The following is an 18,044-nucleotide window of genomic DNA, read 5'->3' as shown; positions in this document are numbered from 1 at the left end:
CTTTCGGCAACGCGCACCGAGCTGTCACCTTTGACCAACCCACAACGGCGAGGGATGGAGTCCGAATGGGCGTGCACAGAAGATGGGTCTCCGCGATCACCGGCGCGGTGGTCGCGGCAACCCTGTTAGCACCACCGGCGGCGGCCGACGATCCGATCACCGATCCGATCCCGGAGGATCCGGTGCAGTCGCGGCTCGGCCTGGTCCTGACGGAGTACGCGCAACTGCCCGCGTCCGAACCGACCCCACCGGCGACCGACCCGCGGCTGATCCGGCACAACCGGATCAACTACATCGGCGAGGTCCCCGACGGTTCGGGCCGGATGTACGTCCCCGATCTCAACGGTCCCCTCTACCTGCTCGATGGCGGCCAGCAGCACGTGTACCTGGACTTCAAGCAGCGCTACGAGCACTTCTTCTCCGGTCGCGGCATGGGCAGCGGGTTCGGTTTCGTCACCTTCCACCCCGAGTTCGCCACCAACGGCAAGTTCTACACGGTGCACTCCGAGGATGAAGAGGCGATCGCCGAGGAGGACCCGACCTACCCGAACCAGCCGGATGCGTTCGTGCAGAGCGTGGTCACCGAGTGGACCGCCGACGACCCGGCGGCCGACGAGTTCTCCGGGACCAGCCGGGAGATCTTCCGCTTCGGCTTCACCACCCAGGTGCACGCCATCCAGCAGATCGACTTCAACCCGACCGCGCGGCCGGGCGATCCCGACTACGGGCTGCTCTACCTGGCGGTCGGTGACGGCGGCATCGGCGTGGATTCCGATGTGCCGCAGGACATGAGCACACCGGCGGGCAAGATCCTGCGGATCGACCCGGCGGGCACCAACGGCCCGAACGGCCAGTACGGCATCCCCGCCTCCAACCCGTTCGTCGGCACTCCCGGGGCGCTGGGCGAGATCTACGCGCTGGGGATGCGGGATCCGCACCGGTTCAGCTGGGATCCCGCCGGGCGCAACGCCATGTACCTCGGTCACATCGGGCAGCACGCGATCGAAGCGGTCTACGAGGTCCGCGCCGGGGACAACTTCGGGTGGAGCGAGCGCGAAGGCCGTTTCGAGTTCCGCCGCGAAACCCAGTGCTACCTGTACCCGCTGCCGGAGGACGACGACCAGTACGACTACGTCTACCCGGTCGCCGCCTACGACCACGACCCGCCGCCGAACTGGCCGTGCGACGCCGACAGCGGCCATGCGATCTCCGGTGGTCAGGTCTACCGCGGGACGGATCTGCCGCTGCTGCGGGGCAAGTACATCTTCGGCGACCTCGTCGACGGCCGCGTGTTCTACACCGACGTCAACCGGATGCAGCGCGGTGCGCCGCGCGCGCCGCTGCACGAGATGCAGCTGTTCGACACCGACGGCAACCAGCTGCGGATGACGGACTTCGTCGGGGATGGGCGCGTGGACCTGCGCTTCGGGGTCGACGCCGAGCGCAACCTGTACCTGTTGGCCAAGGCCAACGGCAAGATCTGGAAGGTCACCGGAACCCGGATGGGCGCCGGATCCGAGGTCACCCGCGAGGTGCAGCGCGATCTCGTCGCGCACTACGACTTCGAGCACCCGTTCGCCGCCGACGATTCCCAGGAGCTCGACCAGGGTTCGTCCGGCACGTTGCTGGCGCAGGTCAACGGCGGCGAGGACATGCGGGTGGCCGACGGCGCGTTCCCGGGCAGCAACAACGCACTCCAGTTGCAGCAGCAGGCCCCCGGCGTGAACGGGAACGACGACTGGAAGGCCGGGGTGTGGGACGAAAACGGCGTGCAGTCGCTGAGCGCGTTCAACGGCACCAAGGGCGCGACGGTGATGGGCTGGTTCAAGATGACCGGGCAGAACCCGAGCCCCAACTCCACGACGCCGGAGCCCGATGACCTCTTCAACGCCGTCGGCCTGGCCGGAGTCCTCAGCGGGAACTCCGACGGGCACGACGTCCGGGCGTTGCTGGAACTGATCGATGTGGACGGTGAAATGCGGCTGGTGGCGCTGGGCCGCCGCGTCGATGGCGGCAGCTCCCAGACGTTCGCCGCCCAGCAGGACTGGCGCGAAATCCTCCCGCCGGACGAATGGGTGCACCTGGCGGCGACGTTCGACTACACCAACGGCGAGATGGCGCTCTACCGCAACGGCGAGCCGATCCCGGGCTTCTACACCGTTCCCGGCGATCCGTGGCAGCTCGACGGATCCGGTGCGAGCCCGACGAACCCGCGCGGCATCAAGATCGGCGGCAGCTTCCCGCAGAACACCCTGGAGCGCAATCCCTGCAACTGCCGGATGGACTCGCTGATGTTCCTCAACACAGCGGCCGACGCCGACACGATCGCAAAGCAATACCGGCGCTTCTTCAACCACTGACGCCGCAGTAGAGCGGATCTGTTCGGAGTGAGGGGCACCCGTGACCCGGTTACTTGGTCACGGGTGCCCCTCACCGCTGTCATCCCGAGGGTTCAGGCCGTGTAGGAGTTCGTTCAGGAGGTGGTTTAGGGCTTGGTCGGTGGTTGTTTCGGTGGGGAGGATGCCGGTGGTGGTGAGGCTGGCGAAACCGTGTAGTGCGGCGAAGACCGCGAGTGCGATCGCTTCGGCGTTGCCGGGGTGGACGTCGCCGCTTTGCTGACCGTCGGCGATGACCGCGAACACCACGGCGCCCAGGTGGTGACCGGCGGCGAGGAGTTCCTCGGTGGCGTCCGGGGCGAGCTTGCGCACGAACATCAGCTCCAGCAGTTCCGCCTCGTGCGCGGCGAAGCGGACGTAGGCGCTGGCCATCGCGGCGAGCTTGGCGCGAAACGGTCCGCTGGTCGCCGCGGCCGCGCCGAGTTCGGCGGACAGCCGTTCGAACCCGCGCAGCGCCAGGGCGTTCAGCAGCGCCCGCTTGTCCTTGAAGTGCCGTCGCGGCGCGGCGTGGCTGACGCCGATGTCCCGCGCGAGTTCCCGCAGGGACAGGGCATCGACCCCGGACGTGCGCAGCGCGGCGGCGGCGGAGTCCAGCAACGCGGCGCGAAGGTCCCCGTGGTGATAACGACCTTCAGCCATGGCCCGCAGCCTACCCTGAATGTTGCCATCGACTGCATTGTTTTCGTTGCCAACTTTGTTGCCAATGACTACATTGACGGCATGGCAACTACTTGGAACACCGCCCAGATACCCGACCTGACCGGCCGCACCGCGGTCATCACCGGCGCGAACAGCGGCCTCGGCGTGCGCACCGCCCAGGCCCTGGGCAAGGCCGGTGCGCACGTCGTGCTCGCCGTCCGCGACCTGGACAAGGGCAAGGCCGCCGCGACCGAGGTCCCCGGCAGCCACGAGGTGCGCCGCCTGGACCTGGCCGACCTCGCCTCGGTGCGTGAGTTCGCGGCGTCCTGGGACGGCGAGCTCGACCTGCTGATCAACAACGCCGGGGTGATGATCCCGCCGGAGGGCCGCACCAAGGACGGCTTCGAAACGCAGTTCGGCACCAACCACCTCGGCCACTTCGCGCTCACCAACCTGCTGCTGCCGCACCTCACCGACCGCGTGGTGACCGTCTCGTCCACCGCGCACCGGTACGTGCGCGGCATCAACTTCGACAACCCCAACTTCACCGGCGACTACCGCGCGCAGCGCGCCTACGGGCAGTCCAAGCTGGCCAACCTGCTGTTCACCCTGGAGTTGCAGCGGCGGCTCGACGAGATCGACTCCCCCTTGCGGGCGCTGGCCGCGCATCCGGGATACGCGGCCACCAACCTGCAGAGCAGCAGCTCGAATCCACTGATGCGCCTGGTCATGGCCGTCGGCAGCCGGTTCCTCGCGCAGGACGCGATGGCCGGTGCGCTGCCAACGCTGTACGCCGCGACGCAGGACCTGCCCGGCGTGAGCTACCTCGGCCCGGACGGGATGTTCGAGATGCGCGGTGGCCCGACACTGGTCAGCCGGACCGCGGCCGCGAGCGACCCGGCGGCGGCCAAGCGGCTGTGGGCGATGTCCGAGGAGATGACCGGCGTCACCTTCCCGCTCTCGAAGACCGAGTAGCCCGAGCGGACAACCGCTGGGTGACCGGCACTCCCGCCCGGTTGCGCGCCCTGCCAACCGGTGTGGGCCTTCCGTTCCAGCCCGCGTAGCCGCTCGCGGCGAAATCGCGCGCTACTCGGTGCTGCCGACGATGTGGTCGACGAAGCCGTAGGCGAGGGCCTCCTCCGCGTCGAACCAGCGGTCCCGGTCCGCGTCCGCGGTGATCCGCTCCACGGACTGGCCGGTCTGCCGCGCGGTGATCTCCGCGATCCGCCGCTTCATCTTGCCGAACACCTCGGCCTGGATGGCGACGTCGCTGGCGCTGCCGCCGACACCGGCCGACGGCTGGTGCATCACGATCCGGGTGTTGGGCAGCAGGTACCGCTTGCCCGACGCGCCAGACGACAGCAGGAACTGGCCCATCGACGCCACGAAGCCCAGGCCCCAGGTCGACACGTCCGGCTTGACCAGCTGCATGGTGTCGTAGATGGCCATGCCCGCGTTGACCGAGCCGCCCGGCGAGTTGATGTAGAAACTGATGTCCTTGGCCGGGTCGGCGGCGGCCAACAGCAGCAGCTGCGCGCTGATCCGGTTGGCGACCTCGTCGGTGACCTCCGAACCGAGGAAGACGATGCGGTCGCGCAACAGCTGCTCGTAGACCGAGTCGTTCAGGGACAAACCCGAGGGCGACTGCATCTCAGGTGCCAGGTGAAGTGTCATCGTTTGCCTGCCTCGATCGGTGTGCACGTCAGAACCGACCGTATGCCGCCGAAGTCCGCTCGGGGCGTGTTGTTCGCTCAGGGCGTGGTTCGCTCCCAGCGATCAGCGCATTCGAGACTGCTTCGAGAATTCGATTACGCACGGCACCCGGATGCTCCACAGTGGACTTCCGCATCCGGGGAGGACCGCGACCGACCCGGCCGCTTGGGGCCCAACAGCCGGGTCGGCGCGATCATGTGGCGGGTCCGGTGCGGAAGGTGAATCGGAAGGTGCCGATCCAGATCTCGTCGCCGTCGACCAGCCTGGCTCGATCCACCGGACTGCGATTGAGGTAGGTGCCGTTGAGCGAACCGGTGTCGGTGATCGTGTAGTGCGCGCCGTCGCGGTCGATTCGCGCGTGGCGACGGGACACGGTGGGCGAGTCGAGCGTGATGTCGCAGTCCCGATCTCGCCCAACTGTCGTCCCGCCCACCGAAACCGGAATGGTGGCACCGGCACGCGGTCCCCGGGTGACCACAAGACCGGTGCCACCCACCGGGTCGGGCCGAACCTCCGGTACCGGAGTCAGCGGTGCGGCCTGCCCAGGAACGAAGACGACCGCCTCGGTCGATTCATCGCCGAACGTTCCCACGGCTGGGGCAGGTACACCGCTTCGGCCCTCATTCATGACATCCTCCTGGTGGTGCGACCACCACGGTCGCGGCAGCAGCTGCACGGAGGGTCGTCGGGGAACCCCGCAAGCCCCGGCTCTCCCGTCTTCGCGCCTCAGGGCCTGCATGCTCCAATCTAACGGCGCGAACCCGGACTTTCTTGAGACGAACCTGAAAAGAGACTGGGAGAAGCCCCAGCCAGGTCCGGACCACCCTGCGTGACCGGATGACGGCTAGGTCGCCAATCACATGGCGGACGGCGGAAATTCGATGGCGGTTGAATCACAATTCGGCTGCCAGCGGGCGATCTTCGGCGCCTGCGGCGGTGGTGCGGAAGCGTGCCCGGTACGTGGTGGGTGCCACCCCGAGGCTCTGCTGGAAGACGCGGCGCATGGTCTCCGAGGACCCGAAACCGGATTGCTCCGCGACGGCGTCGACGGGGTCGTTGCCCGCTTCGAGCAGCGCCCGAGCGGCCTCCATGCGCAGCGACTCCACGTACTGGCCCGGTGTCATCCCGGTCTCGTCGCGGAAGAGCCTGGAAAGGTGCCGAACGCTGACACCGCTGCGGCGGGCCAGGCCGTCGAGGCTGTGCAGGGCACCGGGATCGGCTCCGACTGCGTCCATCACCTGCCGCACCGCGGGATGCTTCGCCTCGCGCGGGCTGAGGCGGGCGCTGAACTGGGACTGCCCGCCCGGCCGGGCCATGAACACCACCAGCTGCTGCGCCACCCGGCGCGCCAGGGCGGCTCCGTGATCTTCCTCGACCAGCGCCAGCGCCAGGTCGATGCCCGCGGTGACACCGGCCGAGGTGGTGACCTCGCCGTCGCGCACGAACACCGGGTCGGCCTCGACGCGCACCCTCGGGTAGGCAATGGCCAGTTCGCGGGCGAGCTCCCAGTGCGTCGCGGCGCGTCGGCCGTCCAGCACACCGGTCGCGGCCAGCACGAAAGCCCCGGCGCACACCGACGTGATGCGCTTGCCGCGACGCCCCAGATCGGCCGCGAAGGCGATCAGTTCCCGGTCGGCCACCGCCTGCCGCCAGTCCCGCCGGCCGGGCACCACGACGGTGCCGACCCGCCGGGGCAGGCTCTCCGGCCCGCCGTCCACCCCGATGCGCACCCCTGCCGAGGTGCGCACGTCGGAGCCGGTGGTGGACACGACCCGCACGTCGTAGTTCGCCCCGAAGGCGTTGGCCGTGGCGAAGACCTCGACTGGACCGGTCACGTCCAACAGCTGCACCTGGTCGAAAGCGACCACGGCGACCAGGTGCTCGGCGGCAGCGCTCATTCCGGCCACGTCGAGTCGAGGATGGTGCGGACGAAGTCGCCGCGTTCGAAGCCGGGCACGTAGTGTTCCAGCACATCGGCCTTGACGTTGCCGAAGGTGGTCTGCGGCCTCGGCCGGATGCCGTCGGTGAAGGCTTCGAGGATCCGCCGCTTGAAATCGGGGCGCGGGTGCAGGGCGACGATGGCGTTGCGGTCGGCCTCGTCGATGTCCTGGTAGCCGATGCCGAGCACGTCGTACTCCACGCCCGCCGTCACCAACGCGACCTCGGGTTCCATGAACTCCGGGATCCCCGGCGTGGTGTGCAGCGCGATCGCGGTCCAGACCCTTCGAATGCTGTCCTCGGGCACCCGGTGGGCCATCAGGAAGTGCCGTGCCTCGTCGGCGCTGTCCACCTCGAAGCGGCGGCCGCTGCCGCGGAATCGCTCGCCGAGGCCGAGATCGTGGAACATGGCGCCGATGTAGAGCAGCTCGGGGTCGAAGCTCAGGTCCCGGTTGCGGCCCTGCAGGGCGCCGAAGAAGTAGACGCGGCGCGAGTGGTGGTAGATCAGTTCGTTGGTGGTGTCCCGCACCAGTTCGGTCGCGCTCCGGGCCAGCTGGGTGTGCGGAACCACTACGTCCGGTGCGGTGGGGAGTTTGGTCGTCATCGCGCTCACCTGAGTCCTTCGATCGGTCCTGCCGTAGGCCCAGCGTCCACCTCCGGCACCGCCGGACACCATGGCCATAAGGCCATATAACCCACAGATGCGGACATGGGCGGCGGCCCGCAGCGGCGCCGCCATCGGCGGGCCGAGCGCCGAATCGTCCACTGTGGATATGCAAGGCGAAAGGCCGGTCCGCTGGCGCGGATCAGAGGTGCTTGGTGAAGAACACGCGGCGGTAGCCGTGGTCGGTGGCGCGATGCGTCTCGACGAACCCGCGGCGGGCGTAGTAGGCGAGGTTCTCCGTCATGGCCTCATTGGTGTACAGCCTGACTTCGGCGACGCCGTGCTCGCGCGCCCGCTCGTCGGTGAAGTCCAGCAACCGCCCGCCGATTCCGCTGCCCTGCGCGTCGGGTGCGACGGCGACGTTGTCCAGCAGCACGTGATCGGGCCCGAACCTCAGCACGAGCAGGCCCACCAGCACGTCGTCGTGCTCCGCCACCCAGACCCCACCGGCTTCGACGAGGGCCTGGTAGTCCGCTTTCATCGGCGCCGGTTCCTGGCCCATGCGCTCGGTGTAGTGCGCGTAGGCCTGGCGAGCCAGCTCGAACAGCGCCCCGGCATCGCCGCGCAGCGCGGGTCGGATGGTCATCATCTCGGCAGTCTGACCACGGCCGGGCCGCGGTGTCCAGCGTTGGGCACGCTCAGCTGAGGTGCTTGTAGAAGAAGCTGCAGTCTTCGAGGGAGCCGGTCGGGTCGGCCGCGTAGTCGGGGACGATGCCGTACCGCGTCCAGCCAGCGGAGTGGTAGAGCCGCTCCGCGGCACTGCCGGTCGTGGTGTCCAGCATCAGGAGGGTGGCCCCGGCTCGGGCGGCGGCCTGTTCGGCGGTGGCGAGGAGCGCGCGGCCCAAGCCCCGGCCGCGGGCGTCGCGGTGCACCATCAGCTTGGCGATCTTGGCCCGGTGCCTGCCGTTGGGCGTGTGTTCCAGGGCCAGGCTGATGGTGCCGGTGATGCCGTCGAAGCCGTGGGCGACCCAGACGGTGACGCTGCCGTCGGCCACGGCGGGCTGCAGGCCGCGCCACCAAGCCGTCGCCGCATCCTGGTCGAACGGGGCCAGGAAACCCAGCGAGAAGCCGTCGGCGACGGCGGAGACCAGGACGTCGGCCAAGCCCTTCACGCTGTCGCGGAAGTCGGCTGCGGACAGGCGGGTGATGTTGTGCAACTGGCGCTCCTTCGTACCGCGCGGGGTGACGGGAATCGGGCCGCTCACGGCAGGACGACGACCAGCGCGTAGCGGACCGGATCGGGACCCGGGTTGCGGAACCGCGAACGACCCCACAGCCGGAAGCGCAGGCAATCCCCCGCCGAGACCCGGTGCACGCCGCCCGCAGTGACCTCCAGGACGCCGTCCAACACCCAGATGTGCTGCTCAAGGCCCGGTACGGCCGGTCCGTCGTAGGAGATGTCCGCGCCCGGCCGCAGGACGCCCTCGACGACCTCGCCACGCAGTCCGGGATGCGGCGGGGACACCGACCGCCGGGTGAAACCCGAGGATTCGTCGTGCCACACCGCCTGCTGGGCGGCCCCGACCAGTTGCGGCGGCTCCGACTCCACCTCGGCCAGCAGCCGCGACATCGTGCGCTCGTAGGCCGCGCACAACCTGTTCAGCAACGTCGCGGTCGGGCTTATCTCGGCCCGCTCCAGCCGCGACAACGTCGAGCGGCTGATACCGGTGCGCCGCGCCAGCTCGTCCAACGACCAGCCGCGCGCCACGCGCAGCTCGGCGAGCCGACCCGCCAACCGGGCCTCCACGCCCTCGGACTCCACCTCTCCCGTTGATCTCATATTCGAGATCCTATCCCACATATGAAACGCGCAGGTTAACGGCGCGCGTGGCACTGCGGCTCGTGAGCGATTACCGGTTCCAACCCGCTGATCCGGGGATCAACGTCGCCGACGTCGGGGTGCTGCTGCGCGCCGACCTGTCGACGATCGACCTGCTGTCGCTCCGCGCACCCGAATCGCTGACGGTCCAGGCGCGGGCCGACGGTGTGGCGGTGCTCCCGCGCACCGCCCCCTACGGCACCACGGGGTCGTGCGAACAACCGATCATCACCATCGGGGATCAGCTGCTGCTCCCCTGGGGTGCCGAGCCGATGCGCACTCACTCCGGCGACCGGGCCATCCGGAATCTGACGTCGCTGATCAGCGGTTTGGCGTGCGCTCGACGAGATCCGGGGCAGGAATCGGATCTCCTGGTAGGCCCCTTGGGTGGACCGATCGCGCTCAACGCCACGACGGGCAGCCTCGCCGACTGGGGCGGCGCCCCGGCGGAGATCATGCACGTCGTGTTCAAGGTTGCCGGTGGCGGTCTCGAAGAGACCCTCGCGGTGGTCCAACCCGGCCGCCCCGCCACGATCGGGGTGCCCCACCGGGCCGATGGCGGCAGCTCCTCGCCACCGCCCGTCCGGTTTCCCGAACGGCCCGGTCGCGGTCATCTCGCTGGACCAGAACGGCGCTCCGCTGCACGCGACCGTCGTGGAGCCGTAACCGATTCTTCCGATGAGGGAGTGCGCGGATTGGTCTGCGTGGCGGCGCGGGTAGCAGACCTGGCGATTTCGCGCGAAAACGCCACCCGCCCCGCATGGGAGACGGCGATTTCGCGCTAAATCGCCCACCTCACCCGAGGTGGACGGCCCGACACGACCACTTCAAAAACAGGCACTCAGAGATGGGTTCAGCGCCGCTTCGCGGTGCGGCGGGTGGGTGTCGCGGTGGCCGGGTCCTCCGGCCAGGGGTGCTTCGGGTAGCGACCGCGAAGTTCCGCGCGCACCTGCTGGTATCCGTTGCGCCAGAACGAATCGAGATCCGCGGTGACCGCCGCCGGACGCCCGGCGGGCGAGAGCAGGTGCAGCACCACCGGGACCCGCCCATCGGCGATGCGCGGCACGTCGTGCCAGCCGAAGACCTCCTGGAGCTTCACCGGTAGGACCGGCTGCTCGCCCTGGTAGTCCACCTTGATGCGGGAGCCCGAGGGAACTTCGATCCGCTCCGGCGCGAGCTCGTCCAGCCGACCGGCCACCGACCAGTGGATCAGCCGCCGCAACGCGATGTTCGCCGGAATCCGCAGATCCGCCCGCCGCTTCGCCTTGGACAGCTCCGGCTCCAACCATCGATCCGCCGCGGACAGGAGGGATTCTTCGTCGGTGGGTGGCCAGGGATCGCCGAGCGTGGCGTGCAGGAATCCCAGCCGTTGCCGCAGCCGCCGCGCTTCGTCGGTCCAGTGCAGCAGTTCCAGCCCTTCCGCGCGAAGACCGTCCAGCACCGCGAGCCTGATCTCGGCGGGGTCCGGGTCGGAAATCCGCCGCCTGCTCAGGACGATCGAGCCGAGCCGTTCGGCGCGGCTGGCCCGCACCTCGCCGTCGCCCCAGCTGACCTCGTCGGCGGTGGTCAGCAGCGCGGGTGCCGCGCGCCGGGCCAGCACCTCGTCGGCCGACGCGGCCAGGCGGATCGTGCCGTGGGAGTTGCCCGGCGCACGGTCGGCGACGGCGACCGCCAGCCACTCCGAGTCGCGCAGTCCGGAGTTCGCGGGCAACTCAACCGCTGTCCCGGACGCCATCAGGTACACCGTCGAATCCGCGCCGCGACGTCGCGCCAGGCGCTCCGGGTGCGCCAGCGCGACGACCAGTGCCGCATCACCCCGTGCCGCATCACCCCGTGCCGCCGTCCCGGCGTGCGGCGGCACCAACGCCCGCAGCCTGCGGACCTCGCGTTGCCACCGCTGGCTGCCCGGCGCACCCCGGCGCAGCTGGGCGAGCGCGGCGGTCACATCGCCTTCGGTGGTCAGGGTGTCGTCGTCGAGAAGTGCGACGACCTCGGTCGTGATGTCCGTGCCCGCCGACTCGCCACCGTCCAGCAGGGCGCGAGCCAGCCTCGGGTGCAGACCGAGACCGGCCATCCGGCGGCCCCGGTCGGTCACCGCACCCGAGGAGTCCAGCGCGCCGAGGCCGCGCAGCACCTCCCGGCCAGCCGCCAGCGCTCCGGCGGGCGGCTCGTCCCACCACGTCAGCGCCGACCCGTCCGGTGTTCCCCAGCACGCCAGTTCCAGGGCGAGCCGGGTCAGCTCCGCGGTCCGGATCTCCGGTTCCGGGTAGGCGGGCAGCGTGCTGTGCTCGTGCTCGGGCCAGCAGCGGTAGACCGCACCCGGTCCCTGCCGCCCGGCGCGCCCCGCCCGCTGGTCGGCGACCGCGGCGGACACCCGCACCGTTGCCAGCCCGGACAGACCACGACGGTTGTCCACACGCGACACCCGCGACAGTCCCGAATCGACGACGGCACGCACGCCCGGCACGGTCAGGCTCGATTCGGCCACCGCTGTCGCCAGCACGACCCGGCGACGATTCCCCACGCGCAGCGCCGAATCCTGCTGCGCATGGGTGAGTCTGCCGTGCAGCGAAACCACATCCACATCGGATGAATCGGACAACTGCGCCGAAGTGCGGCGGATCTCGGCGACACCGGGCAGGAATGCCAGCACGTCGCCGTCCTGCTCGGCCAGGGCGGTGCGCACGGCACGCGCCACGCACGACTCGATCCGCTCGCCCCGACGCGTTGGCAGGTAAGCGGTGCGCACCGGATGAGTTCTCACCTTCGCCTCCAGCACCGGCGCGCCACCGCGCAGTTCCGCGGCGCGACCGGCCGCCACCGTGGCCGAGGTCGCCAGGATCCGCAGGTCCGGGCGCAGGCCTTCCCGGGCGTCCAGCAGCAGCGCCAGCAGCAGATCCGCGTCGAGGTGCCGTTCGTGGCACTCGTCGAGCACCACCACGTCGATCCCGGTCAGCTCCGGGTCGGACTGCAGACGCCGCACCAGCAGGCCGGAGGTCACCACCTCGACGACGGTGTCGGGGCCGCGGCGGCGCTCGCCGCGCACCGAGTACCCCACGCGCTGCCCGACGTTCTCGCCCAGCAGGCTCGCCATGCGTTCGGCCGCAGCGCGGGTGGCCAGCCTGCGCGGCTCGGCCACCACGACGCACAGCCCCTGCTCGGCAAGCGCCAACGGGACCAGCGTCGTCTTGCCGGTGCCCGGCGGGGCCACCAACACCGCCGTACCGCGTCGCGCCAGCGCACCGGTGACGTCGTCGAGCACGGCGCGCACCGGAAGGTCGGGGAATTCGAACATAACGCCGCCATCCTGCCACTCCGCGATGCGCATGCCGTTGGTCGCGGCGGAGGTGCCCGGCGCCTTCCAGTCGTGCACCGGTGCGGATCGTCCTGATCGGGTACCCGGCAACGCGCCGGGAGTGCGCGAATTGTCGTTGCGCAGCAAGCAAATCCATCCGGTGCGGCAGTCCGGCGGCGGGCGACCGGGGAGACGCGGGATTACGATCGGGGCATGGAGTTCATGATCTCGATCCCGCAGTTCTACGCCGACGGCGAATTCGACGCGGCCACCTTCGGCGCCTACCTGGAGCGCGTCGAGGCGCTCGGCTTCGACAGCGCGTGGACCCAGGAGAACGTGCTGGCCGCGATGCCGCTGCTGAGTCCGATCGAGACGATGACCTTCGCCGCGGCCCGAACCGAGCGGCTGCGGCTGGGTTGCGCGGTGTTCGTGACGACCCTGCACAACCCGGTGCACCTGGCGAAGAGCCTGAGCACGCTGGACCAGCTGTCCCGGGGTCGTCTCGAAGTCGGCGTCGGTACCGGCGGGCGGGGCCGGATGTTCGCGGCGTTCGGCGTCGACTCGGCGCGCTTCGTCGGCCAGTTCACCGAAGGCCTGGAGCTGATGAAGGCGCTGTGGACGCAGCCGCGGGTCACCTTCGACGGCCGGTTCTGGCAGCTCGACGACGCGGCCATGGAGCCCAAGCCGTTCCAGAAACCGCATCCACCGATCTGGTTCGGTGGCAGCAGCCCGGCGGCGCTGCGCCGCGCGGTCCGGCACGGCAACGGCTTCTTCGGCGCCGGATCAACCACCACCGCCCAGTTCGCCGAGCAGGTCCAGGCGGTGTACGCCACGCTGGCCGAGCACGAGCGGGACGCAGCCGAATTCCCCATCGCCAAGCGCGTCTACATCGCGGTGGACGACGACCCCGCGCGGGGCCGGGAACGGATCAACGCCGCCCTGACGCGGATTTACGGCCACCGCTCGGAGACCATCGAGGCCGCCGCGGTCGCCGGAACACCGGAGGACTGCGTGCGAGAACTCCGCGAGGTCGAAGCCGCCGGTGCGCAACGCATCCTCTGCACCCACCTGTTCGACCACGCCGAGCAGCTGGAACGCCTCGCGACCGAGGTCATGCCGCACTTCCGCTGATCTCCGTCGACGTCGGAGGCGGGGCACCACGGCGCCGCCGACCGCCCAGCGGCGACTGCCGGAATCGGCGAAACGCAGGGCGACGCACGATTGCTCCAGTATTGGGATTCCGTGCCGACTTTCGATCGGGACCGGTCCCGGTGGGCCGCTTCGGTGCAATAAAGTTGGTCCGTCTTGCCGCGAGACTGGGCCATCTTGCCGCGAGATTGGGCCGTGGCCCGTGGCGATCGGAGGAGCGGTGCACACCGGTCAATTGGTCATCGGCCGATATCGGTTGGTCGAGCAGATCGGTTCCGGCGGCAACGGAATTGTCTGGCGCGCCATCGACGAGGAACTGGACCGGCCGGTAGCGATCAAGCACGCCTTGTCGCGGGACAGCGAGAACGGTGCCGAGCGGATCAGCCGCCTGCGGCGCGAGGCCAAGACGTTGGCGCAGGTGAACCACCCCAACGTGGTGACGCTGTTCGACGCGGTGGCCGACGGCGCCGAGTGGTGGCTGGTCATGGAGTACGTCCCGGCGCCCGACTTGGCCGCGCACGGCACGCTGCCGCCGAGCCGCGTGGCCCGGCTCGGAGCACAGCTGGCCAGCGCGCTGGAGGCGGTGCACGCCATGGGCATCGTGCACCGCGACATCAAGCCGAGCAACGTGCTGATCACCGGCGACGATCGCGCCAAGCTGGGTGATTTCGGGATCTCGCGCGTCGTGCACGCCGACGTGACGCTGACCGACTCCGCCCTGCTCACCGGAACTCCCGGTTACGTCGCACCGGAGGTGGCAGGCGGCGACGAACCCATCCCGGCCTCGGACGTCTTCTCGCTGGGCGCCACGCTGTTCGCTGCGGTGGAGGGCGTCTCGCCGTTCGGCCCCTCCGACAACCCCCTGGTGCTGCTGCGCCGCGCGGCGGCGGGTGACATTTGCGCGCCGAGCCGCGCCGGGGCGCTGGCTCCCGCGCTGTCGGCGATGCTGCGGGTCGACCCGGCGAAGCGACCAACAGCGGCAGAAGCAAAGCGGATCCTCGAAAGCATCGCCGACCGCACGGCCGCCGATACCGACCCGCCCCCGGTGCCGCGACGCCGCCGCTTCGGCATGGCGACGGCATCCGTGGCGGTCGTGGCCGTGCTGGCGATCGGCGCGTGGCTGGTGTTCGACCTGACGTCCAGTTCCGCCGACGACACCGCGCGGTCCGGCCCGTCGCCGACCATCGGCGATCCCCGCACGGCCGATCCCTGCGCGTTGATCGACCCGGCCCCGCTCGCGCGGTTCGGCGACACCGACGTGGACACCGACTACGGCAACTTCAACCGGTGCGACGTCATCGTGCAGTCCGGGGACAGCGAAGTGGACGTCCAGGTGCAGCTCGAAAAGGGGACCTCCGGAGGCCCGCCGCTACCGATCGAGAAGGTGGGTGAACTCAGCATCGTGCGGGAGCCCGGGGACAGCGAGGGATGCGAGCGGATGCTGCTGCTGCCCGACCGCTACCGCATCCCGATCAGCGCCGAGCAGAACGGCGAAGGCCAGGCCGATTTCTGCGCCATGGCCGACGCGGCCGTCACCAGCGCGGTGGAAGTGCTTTCCCGAGGCCAGCTGCCGCGCCGCCCCACGCCGGAGCCCGCGTCGCTGATCAACGCCGACGCCTGCGCACTGCTCGACGCCAACGCGCTGGCCCGGTTTCCCGGTGTCGACGCCATCCATCCGGAAATCGGCTTCGGCGGCTGGGAATGCCGGTGGAACAGCACCACCAGCCCGCTGACGCTGCTCGTCCGCTTCGACCGGAACGAGTCGCTGAACGCCCACGACGGGCGCCCCGTCCAGCTCGCCGGCCGCGACGCGTTCGTCGAGCCCGAAGGCTACGGAGACGATACGTGCGAGGTCAGCGTCGTCCACCGGAAGTACGCGGGCGAGGACGCGGAGCCGATGGACGAACTGCTGCTCGTCGTGGTCATGGGTGCGCAGCCGCCCGACCAGCTCTGCGGGCTGGCCACCAGTCTCGCCGAGCCTGCCGCCGCCGCGCTGCCGCGACCATGACCCGAGGCGTGGTGCCGATCCGATTCGGGAGGGCTCCCAGGTCTTCCTGACATCCTGCGACGAGACCGACATCTGACGTCTTCGGAGGTGGCTGTGAGCGAGAATCTCAAGGTGGCTGGGGGTAGTCCGCTCTCGGCCGGGCACGGCAGCCTGGCATTCGGCGTGCCGACGTCCACGCCGGGCACGATCTACGCGCTGGCGATCGCGGGTGGTATCACGGTCCGGCCGCGCGAGGGGCGCACGATCCTGTTCGGGCGCAACCGGCCGGACGTGCACGTCTGCATCGGCGAGAGCGACCGGCGGGTCAGCCGCCACCACGGTTTGCTGACCTGCCACGAGAACATGTGGTGGGTCAACAACACCGGGCGGCTGCCGATCCGGCTACCCGACTCCCGGCTGCTGTTCACCGACGACGAACCGATTCCGATCACCGAGGGTTACACGCCGCTGTTCGTGCGCGGATCCAACGACCGCGAACACCTTCTTGAGCTGTACGTGACGGGACTGGACGGGCAACAGCCGACATCGCAGCACAACGATCCCACCCAGCCGCCGAGGACGTGGAAGCTCTCCCCCGCCGAAAAGCTGACCCTGGTCGTGCTGGGCCAGCGGTACCTGCTCCACGAGGCGCACCCGCAGCCGCTGTCCTGGCGGCAGACGGCCCTGCAACTCGCCGAACTGCAACCGGCGGCCGGGTGGACGGCCAAACGCGTCGAGCACAACGTCGTCGCGGTCCGCACCCGGCTGTCCAAGGACGGCGTGGCGGGACTCACCCGGGACGAAGTCGGCGAGCCGGTCGGAAACAGCTTGAACCACAACCTGATTCGCGAACTGATGACCAGCACCACCCTAGTGCCACCGGATCTGCGCCTGCTCGACCAACTCGACGACTGATCAGCACACCAGCGTTTGGATGGCTTCGAGCGCGTGTTCCGCGAACTCCGCGCCGGGAGGGGTCCCGGCTGGCAGCGGTACACAAGTACGCGGAAGGTTCCCAATGCCAAGGAGTTACCGATGACCTCCCCGCAGCCCGCAGAACTGGCACCGAAGATCGTCAAGCCCATCCGGATCGTGATGTTCGTGCAGGCCGTGCTCGGCCTGGTGGCCGCGGTGTTCGTCCTGCTGCTGATGCTGTCGGACGACAGCGCCTTCGAGGGCGGCAACACCGTGATCGGCGTCTTCATGGTGCTCTCGATCGTGGCGGCCGCCGCGCTGCTGTTCTGCGCCATCATGCTGCCCAGCCGCCAGCCCTGGATCCGCGTCACCGTCATCGTCATCGAGGCGATCACGACGATCGACGGGCTGGTGACCCTGGTGTTCGCCATGAACCCGCTGGCGGCGCTTCGCGTGGTGTTCGGCGTGCTGGTGATCCAGGCGCTGCTCCGGCAGGACGTGCGGGCGTGGTTCGCCGAGCCGCAGACTCGGCTGCACTGAACCCGCCAGCTGGACCTGCCAGCTGGGCCTGCCAGCTGGGCCTGCCAGCTCGCTGAATGTGGCCGCACCGCGCGACGAAGCCCGCTGACCGGGACGAATCATCGCCAATCGCGACGCGACAGCAGGTCTCGATGCCGCGGCGGGCGCTACGGTTTGCGTGCGACGGCGGCGAGCAGTCGGCCAGCTTCCGGGTTGTCCTCCGCGTCGACGTTCCTCGCGTGCAACCAGGACGGGATCGGGACCAGTCCCGGTTCGAAGACGGTGAAATCGCCGAACAGCTCGATGATTTCGGCCTCGGCACGCGGGAAGACGTTGTTCTGGGTCTGCTGCATGAGCTCGGCGATGTTCTGCGTGGCGGTGTCCAGCGTCAGGTGCGTCATCGCCAGGAAGCTGCTCGGCGCCAGGATGTCGCGGTAGCGCCGCATCACCTGGAACGGATCCTTTTCCGGGGAGACGTAGTGGAACAACGTGACCGCGAGCAGGCCGACGGGTTGGGAGAAATCCAGCAGGCGCTTCGTTTGCGGCGCGTCGAGCACCCGGTCCACGTCGCAGGCGTCGGCGTGCACCATCGTCGCGCGGTCGTTGTCGGCGAGCAGCATCTCGGTGTGCGCCACCGCCACTTCCTCGTAGTCGACGTAGACCACGCGGGTGTCGGCGTCCGCTTCGTGCGCCACCTCGTGAACGTTGCCAGCGGTCGGAATTCCCGAGCCCAGATCCAGGAACTGCCGGATTCCGCTGCCGACCATGAGCCGCACCGCTTCCCGCAGGAAGGTCCGGTTCAGCCTGGCCATCGGGCGGGTGTAGGGATGCGCGGTCATCAGGCGTTCGGCGAACTCCCGATCCACCGCGAAGTTCTGCGCCCCGCCGAGCAGGTAGTCGTAGATCCGAGCCACGCTCGGCACGGTCACGTCCACGCGCTCGGGCAGCGACTGCGGCGTCCCCATGGCACCGGTCCTTCCTGTGATGTCGCGAAGCCCGTGGTCGCCGGG

Annotated in this window: 17 protein-coding genes; 7 read left to right on the top strand and 10 right to left on the bottom strand. The window is 69.6% G+C overall.

The annotated features are described in order from the left end of the window. Positions 1–65 precede the first annotated feature (65 nt). A complete protein-coding gene (locus ACTWQN_RS11635) occupies positions 66–2,360 on the top strand; it encodes a PQQ-dependent sugar dehydrogenase (protein ID WP_443203408.1) in 2,295 nt (764 codons plus the stop codon). Between the two features lie 57 nt (positions 2,361–2,417). On the opposite strand, the gene ACTWQN_RS11630 is transcribed toward ACTWQN_RS11635, so the two are convergent. Beyond that, entirely contained in the window at positions 2,418–3,035 is a 618-nt protein-coding gene (locus tag ACTWQN_RS11630) for a TetR/AcrR family transcriptional regulator (RefSeq protein ID WP_443203407.1), read from the bottom strand. A gap of 81 nt (positions 3,036–3,116) precedes the next feature. On the opposite strand from ACTWQN_RS11630, the gene ACTWQN_RS11625 reads away from it, so the two are divergent. After that, positions 3,117–4,010: an oxidoreductase gene (locus ACTWQN_RS11625; RefSeq protein ID WP_443203406.1), complete on the top strand. Its 894-nt coding sequence runs from the start codon at positions 3,117–3,119 to the stop codon at positions 4,008–4,010. 111 nt (positions 4,011–4,121) lie between these two features. Here the strand turns inward: ACTWQN_RS11625 and ACTWQN_RS11620 are convergent, their stop codons facing one another. The 7 genes from ACTWQN_RS11620 to ACTWQN_RS11590 form a co-directional block, all read right to left on the bottom strand. Beyond that, on the bottom strand, positions 4,122–4,709 hold the full coding sequence (locus ACTWQN_RS11620; protein WP_443203405.1) for a ClpP family protease: 588 nt from the start codon (positions 4,707–4,709) through the stop codon (positions 4,122–4,124). 232 nt (positions 4,710–4,941) lie between these two features. After that, positions 4,942–5,376: an FHA domain-containing protein gene (locus ACTWQN_RS11615; RefSeq protein ID WP_443203404.1), complete on the bottom strand. Its 435-nt coding sequence runs from the start codon at positions 5,374–5,376 to the stop codon at positions 4,942–4,944. Between the two features lie 265 nt (positions 5,377–5,641). Further along, positions 5,642–6,646 (bottom strand): GlxA family transcriptional regulator, encoded by a 1,005-nt coding sequence (locus tag ACTWQN_RS11610; protein ID WP_443203403.1) that lies wholly within the window; start codon positions 6,644–6,646, stop codon positions 5,642–5,644. After that, positions 6,643–7,290 (bottom strand): HD domain-containing protein, encoded by a 648-nt coding sequence (locus ACTWQN_RS11605; RefSeq protein ID WP_443203402.1) that lies wholly within the window; start codon positions 7,288–7,290, stop codon positions 6,643–6,645. Before ACTWQN_RS11605 ends, ACTWQN_RS11610 begins: the two co-directional genes overlap by 4 nt. Positions 7,291–7,492: 202 nt before the next feature. Then, positions 7,493–7,939, bottom strand: a complete 447-nt coding sequence (locus tag ACTWQN_RS11600) for a GNAT family N-acetyltransferase (RefSeq protein WP_443203401.1) — start codon at positions 7,937–7,939, stop codon at positions 7,493–7,495. 49 nt (positions 7,940–7,988) lie between these two features. Further along, positions 7,989–8,507: a GNAT family N-acetyltransferase gene (locus ACTWQN_RS11595; protein WP_443203400.1), complete on the bottom strand. Its 519-nt coding sequence runs from the start codon at positions 8,505–8,507 to the stop codon at positions 7,989–7,991. Positions 8,508–8,551: 44 nt separating this feature from the next. Then, positions 8,552–9,130, bottom strand: coding sequence for a helix-turn-helix domain-containing protein (locus ACTWQN_RS11590; protein WP_443203399.1), 579 nt, complete (start codon positions 9,128–9,130; stop codon positions 8,552–8,554). 62 nt (positions 9,131–9,192) lie between these two features. Here ACTWQN_RS11590 and ACTWQN_RS11585 point away from each other — a divergent pair, with 62 nt between their 5' ends. Then, positions 9,193–9,954 carry a hypothetical protein gene (locus ACTWQN_RS11585; protein WP_443203398.1) on the top strand — a complete coding sequence of 254 codons (762 nt, stop codon included), beginning with the start codon at positions 9,193–9,195 and terminating at the stop codon, positions 9,952–9,954. A 68-nt stretch (positions 9,955–10,022) separates the two neighbouring features. Here the strand turns inward: ACTWQN_RS11585 and hrpB are convergent, their stop codons facing one another. Beyond that, positions 10,023–12,464, bottom strand: coding sequence for an ATP-dependent helicase HrpB (hrpB, locus tag ACTWQN_RS11580; RefSeq protein ID WP_443203504.1), 2,442 nt, complete (start codon positions 12,462–12,464; stop codon positions 10,023–10,025). A 213-nt stretch (positions 12,465–12,677) separates the two neighbouring features. Here hrpB and ACTWQN_RS11575 point away from each other — a divergent pair, with 213 nt between their 5' ends. From ACTWQN_RS11575 to ACTWQN_RS11560, 4 genes are all read left to right on the top strand, one after another. Continuing rightward, positions 12,678–13,595: an LLM class flavin-dependent oxidoreductase gene (locus ACTWQN_RS11575; protein ID WP_443203397.1), complete on the top strand. Its 918-nt coding sequence runs from the start codon at positions 12,678–12,680 to the stop codon at positions 13,593–13,595. A gap of 238 nt (positions 13,596–13,833) precedes the next feature. Beyond that, positions 13,834–15,621 (top strand): serine/threonine-protein kinase, encoded by a 1,788-nt coding sequence (locus ACTWQN_RS11570; RefSeq protein ID WP_443203396.1) that lies wholly within the window; start codon positions 13,834–13,836, stop codon positions 15,619–15,621. A 93-nt stretch (positions 15,622–15,714) separates the two neighbouring features. Further along, positions 15,715–16,515, top strand: a complete 801-nt coding sequence (locus ACTWQN_RS11565; protein ID WP_443203395.1) for an FHA domain-containing protein — start codon at positions 15,715–15,717, stop codon at positions 16,513–16,515. Between the two features lie 120 nt (positions 16,516–16,635). Beyond that, positions 16,636–17,055 (top strand): hypothetical protein, encoded by a 420-nt coding sequence (locus ACTWQN_RS11560; RefSeq protein ID WP_443203394.1) that lies wholly within the window; start codon positions 16,636–16,638, stop codon positions 17,053–17,055. Between the two features lie 146 nt (positions 17,056–17,201). Here the strand turns inward: ACTWQN_RS11560 and ACTWQN_RS11555 are convergent, their stop codons facing one another. After that, positions 17,202–17,999: an SAM-dependent methyltransferase gene (locus tag ACTWQN_RS11555; protein WP_443203393.1), complete on the bottom strand. Its 798-nt coding sequence runs from the start codon at positions 17,997–17,999 to the stop codon at positions 17,202–17,204. Between the last annotated feature and the right edge of the window lie 45 nt (positions 18,000–18,044).

It is taken from the genome of Saccharopolyspora antiqui (genome assembly GCF_052246905.1).
GTDB lineage: Bacteria > Actinomycetota > Actinomycetes > Mycobacteriales > Pseudonocardiaceae > Saccharopolyspora.
This window is presented reverse-complemented; position numbering and strand designations above follow the sequence as displayed.